Below are 5,518 nucleotides of genomic sequence, written 5' to 3'. Positions count from 1 at the left end.
ATGCCAATGATCTCCATGTCTTAAAATCTTTACAACTCTATCTTTTTTCTCTTCAATAATATTAGCATGTGAATAGTTGTTTGAACTTCCTCTATTTCTATTAGAACTATGTGAGCCTACATAATTTCCAACAGTAATATTAGGAAACATACTAGATGGATTTTCATAAGTTAAATATTCATTCCCATCAGCAGTATAAACATGCCAGTGATCCCCATGTTTTAATATTGATGTTACATTTAATCCTCTTAATTTACTCTTTGAAACAACACTAACAAGAGAAAGTGAATTTCCATCTCCCAATTTTGAAGGGTCTGTATAAGTAATATGTTCTTTACCGTCTTTAGTAAACACATGCCAGTGGTCTCCGTGTTTATATGACCTAACTATATCACTCTTTTTTATTTCCGCATCAATTAAAACTTCTGTTGTCTCATCCTTTTTATAATTTGTTTCTTTTTCTACAAACTCAAAATTTTTTGTAGAACTTTTTTCCTTTTCTTCCTGTTTTTTTGAACAGCTTGTAAGTAGAATTGCACTACAAACTAAAATCAAATTCATTCTATTTATTTTATTCTTTAAATTTTTACTCATAATATCTCCCTATTCATTAAATGATTTAACTAACGCTTCTAAATTTAATTCCATTAATTTTAAATAGCCCATTTTAATTTCTTCGTCAGTTAAATTTTCCATAGTATATAAAGTTGAAGTTTTTGTGTTAGTATTTTTTGCAAGAGTTTCAGCAACCTTTGGAGTTGCTTTTCCTTCAAAAAATATAGTATTTATATTATGTGCTTTAACAAATTCGGCAATTTTTTGAAGTTGTTTTGCTGAAGGTTCATTTTCAGGAGAAATACCTGTAACTGCAACTTGCTTTAATCCATAATCATTGGCAAGATAATTAAAAGCAGCATGACTTACAACAAAATATTTTTCCTTATCTTTAACTTTTGCAAGCTCTGTTTCAAATTTTTTGTCTAAAGCTCTAAATTCATCTTGTGCTTTTTTTAAATTTTCTTTATAATATGCTTCATTTTCTGGATCTATAGAAGAAACTTTTTTATAAATAGTATCAAGTTGAATAATTGCATTTTTTATACTAAGCCAAGTATGTGGATTTACCATTTCGTGTTTGTCTGAAAGTCCATCTCCATTATCTAAAAGAGTTAGTCCTTGAGACATATTCAAAAACTTATTTTTATCATTAACAACTGATTCCAAATCCGGAATAAAACTTTCCATATTTGCTCCATTATAAATTATTAAATCAGCCTCTAAAATATCTTTCATATCATTTGTTTTTATTTCAAATGAGTGAGGCTCCTGATTTCCTTTTATAATTGTTTTTATCTCCATTTTATCTCCAACAATACTATTTGTTAAATAAGTTACCGGAAAAAATGTAGTATAAATGACTTTTTTTCTGCCTTTTTGTTCAGTAGTTGCTATTTCTTTTGTTTTGTCATTCTTACTTGAAGAACAACCTACTAAAAAAATACATGCAACAATAATCATTGAAATAATTTTTTTAAATTTAATATTCATAATAATCCCCCTTTAAAAAATTTTAATGCAAATAATTCCTATTTGTGTTAATATTATACTACTATTAATTTTATTTTTCAATAGTTAAACTAAATTTAATATAAATTTTTTCAATAAAAAAACTAACTAATTGAAAAAAAGTTAGTTTTTAATTTATTTTTATATTTAATTTTGTTTTTTATAGATCATCTAAATCGTCATCTATTATGCTTGACTTTGAATATGCTGATGGTTTTGCCTCAAAGAAATCTGTTTTTATTGCATTAGGGTCTGAATACTCACTAACCCACTTCATACTTTCCGGTTCTTCATCATATCCGTCATAAAGTTTACCAAAGTTTAAAGCTGTACTTCTAAGATTTCCAAGATATTTTATATAATCTTCAACCATTTGCATTGTAAGTCCCGGTATATTTTCACCTAAAACATATTGTCCCCAAGCAATTTCTTGCTCAACGCCTGTTTTAATCATCTCTTTATACACAGCAACTTTTTCTTCTGTAAAAAGTTCAGGCTCTTCATTTTGTAATTCTAAAATCATTTTTTTGAATAACCAAAGATGCGTATTTTCATCTCTATTTATATATCTGATTTCTTGTACTGAGCCTGGCATTTTACCATTTCTTCCTAAATTGTAGAAGAACATAAAACCTGAATAAAAATAAACTCCCTCTAAGATATAGTTTGCAACCATAGTTTTTACTAAGCTATATGGGTCTTTGTTTTCTTGGAATTCGTTGTATAAATCACCAATAAATTTATTTCTTGCAAGAAGATGCTTATCATCTCTCCATTGATATAAAATATTTATTCTCTCTTCAGGCGAACAAATACTATCTAACATATAGCCATAGCTTTGTGAATGCACAGCCTCTTGATACGCTTGAATTGTAAGGCAAAGATTAATTTCATTTGCAGTAATATATTCCCCAATGTATGGAAGATTAGCAGTTTGAATACTATCTAAAAATATAAGAAAACTTAAAACTTTATCAAAAGCAGTTTTTTCATATTCGTCCATTACCTTATAATCTTTTAAATCTTGAAATAAATTAATTTCTTCAGGAATCCAAAAGTTATTCATCGCATTACGATACCATTCAGTTGTCCAAGTGTATTTTACATTATTAAAATCATTTAAGTTTGTAGTATTTCCATTTATCATTTTTCTTTTTGATAATTCAATATCTCCATTTTCATTAAAAAGAGCTTTTTTATTTAATTTCATAATCTTTCCTTTCTAAGCTGAACAGCTATCACATTCTTCAATATCTAAACTTTTACTTCTTATATAATAAATACTTTTCAATCCAACTTCACAAGATAAAATCAGAAGTTTTAAAATTTGACTCATCTTGTAATCAGTTGTAATGTAAAGATTCAAACTTTGTCCTTGGTCAATATGTCTTTGTCTAACTCCACCTGCTCTTATAGACCAAGTTTGGTCAACTTCGTGAGCATTTTCATAAAGCCAAAAAGTTTCAGGAGTTAAATCCGGAGCAACTCTTGGAATAATTGAACCTTTCTTTTCTTCAAGAAAATATCTCATCATAACAGGGTCAACACCTGCCGTAGTTCCTGCAATAATCGAAGTTGAGCCTGTTGGTGCAACTGCTAAAAGATATGCATTTCTAAGACCGTTTTTTGAAACTTTTTCTTTAAGCTCAAGCCATTTTTTAGAATTGTACTCTCTTTTTTCAAAATATTTTCCATTTTCCCAATCTGAGCCTTCAAAATATTTGTAACTTCCCTTTTCTTCTGCAATTTTTGAGCTTTCCTTAATTGCAAAATAATTTATCTTTTCATAAACTTTATCCATAAATTCCAAATGTTCATCAGTTTGCCACATAATTTTATTTTTAACAAGAGCATGATGATAACCACTTGTTCCAAGTCCGATTGCTCTGTATTTTGAATTTGTTATCTTAGCAAAAGGTGTTGGATAGTAATTTAAGTCAATTACATTATCCAAAGCTCTTACCATTGTCGAAACGACAAATTCCATTTCATCATCATTTTTCAAATCTATATTTCCAAGAACAAGACTTGCAAGATTACAAACAACAAAATCTCCTGCCTTTACATCAGTAACAACATGTTCTTCTCCATCTATTTGCATAATCTTTTCTTCACTATCTAAAATCTCACTCATATTCTGCATAATTTCAGTACAAAGATTTGAAGAGTAAATCATTCCTTTATGTGAATTTGGATTTGTATTATTCGCATTATCTCTATTAAATATAAAAGGAGTTCCCGTTTCAACCTGACTTTTTAGAATCAACTTAACTAAATCTTTAACGGTTAAAACCCTCTTATCAAGTCTCGGCTCTTTAATGCAAAGTTTATATTTTTCTTCCCATGCTTCTCCATAAAAATCTTCTAAACAAAATCCCATTACTTCCTTTACTTCATGAGGACAGAATAAATACCAATTAGAATTTATATTTTCCTTTGCTAAACGCCAAAATAGATTTGGAAAACAAATTGCAGGAAAAACATCATGTGCTTTCATTCTATCATCGCCGTTATTTGTTCTAAGATTTAAAAATTCAGGAACATCTCTATGCCAAACATCTAAATACACAGCACAAGAACCTTGTCTAACACCAAGTTGGTCAACAGCAACAGCTGTATCATTTGCAAGTTTTATCCACCTTATAACTCCACCTGCAACACCTTTAAAGCCACGAATATCTGAACCTGTTGCACGAACCTTGCCAAAATAAAGTCCCATTCCACCACCATGTTTAGAAACTTGTGCAAAATTATCAATACTTCTGTAAATTCCCTTTAGAGTGTCAGGAACAGTATCTATGAAACAAGAAGAAAGTTGATGAAACGGCTTTCTTGCATTCGACATCGTAGGAGTTGCAACAGTTGCCTTTAAATTGCTAAGTACATCATAAACTTTTTTAGCAAAAGAAACCCTATCTTTTTCAGGAATAGCAAGATGCATTGCAATTCCCATAAACATTTCTTGCATTGTTTCAATTACCTTTTTATGTGAATCGCATATTAAATATCTTTTATAAACTAAATCTAAAGATGAATAAGTAAATAGTTCATCTCTTGAATTATCCATATATTTTTCAAGTTCATCAATATCATCATTAGAGTAATTTTCCAGAATATATGCCCCATATAAATTAAGTTTAGTTAAAACTTTTATCTTTGATTTAAAGTCAACAATATGCAATTCCTTTTCGTAATTAGAAATTCCTTTATGAATCTTATAAGCATAAATTCTCGCAGAAATGTACTCCCAATTTGGATTTTCTTTTGAAGTTAATTCAGAAGATGCCTTTATCAAAAGCTCAACCTTTTCATTCAAAGTTGAATTAGGCTTAACAAAAGATAAAAATTTTCTAAATAACCTATCAAGCTCATAACCTTCAGTTGAAAAATCTTTTTGAATTTTTGCAAAAATTTCAATTAAATTCTCATCTTCAATATATTCTCTAAAAGAATTTAATTCCTTTCTCAAAGAATTTCTCTTTTCTCTATATAAAATGTAACTTTTCAAAGTATCATAATGATTATTTTTAGTTAAAGTCTTTTCAACATAATCTTGAACTTCTTCAACACTTATACTTACATTTTCTCCCTTGTCTTTCAAAATATTTTCAAAAACTTCATTCGCTAAATTTTTTGAAAGAATTTTTTTATCTTCATCACCAACACTAACAAATGCCTTGTAAATTGCATTCTCAATCTTTGAAATATCAAATAAAACCTCTGATAAATCCCTCTTTATAATCTTCAAATAAATCACCTCTGGTCATTTATACCCAATACAAAACAAAATATATATAGAATAAAATTTTTATTTTAAACTATATATAGTATATTTGTTTATTTTTATTTAAAAATTTCTACTTAAACAAAAATAAAACTACTAGTAGTTTAAAAAATTTTTGATTAAATAAAAAATGTGATATAATAAATATAGTTTTGTGTTTTTACAAAA

General features: G+C 28.0%; 3 protein-coding genes and 1 pseudogene. All 4 read right to left on the bottom strand.

Features of this window, described 5'->3' with window-relative positions; genetic code table 11:
• Positions 1 to 594: pseudogene (locus tag HMPREF3181_RS00580) on the bottom strand (hypothetical protein); the annotation flags it as partial.
• 9 nt (positions 595 to 603) lie between these two features.
• Positions 604 to 1,548 (bottom strand): metal ABC transporter solute-binding protein, Zn/Mn family, encoded by a 945-nt coding sequence (locus tag HMPREF3181_RS00575; protein WP_068471976.1) that lies wholly within the window; start codon positions 1,546 to 1,548, stop codon positions 604 to 606.
• Between the two features lie 178 nt (positions 1,549 to 1,726).
• Positions 1,727 to 2,776, bottom strand: a complete 1,050-nt coding sequence (locus tag HMPREF3181_RS00570) for a ribonucleotide-diphosphate reductase subunit beta (protein ID WP_068471974.1) — start codon at positions 2,774 to 2,776, stop codon at positions 1,727 to 1,729.
• 12 nt (positions 2,777 to 2,788) lie between these two features.
• Positions 2,789 to 5,314, bottom strand: coding sequence for a ribonucleoside-diphosphate reductase subunit alpha (locus HMPREF3181_RS00565; RefSeq protein ID WP_068471972.1), 2,526 nt, complete (start codon positions 5,312 to 5,314; stop codon positions 2,789 to 2,791).
• Positions 5,315 to 5,518 lie beyond the last annotated feature (204 nt).

It is taken from the genome of Parvimonas sp. KA00067 (assembly GCF_001553085.1).
In the GTDB taxonomy this organism is placed as follows: Bacteria; Bacillota; Clostridia; order Tissierellales; family Peptoniphilaceae; genus Parvimonas; species Parvimonas parva.
Note: the sequence above shows the minus strand (reverse complement) of the source record. Positions and strands in the feature narration are given on the sequence as shown.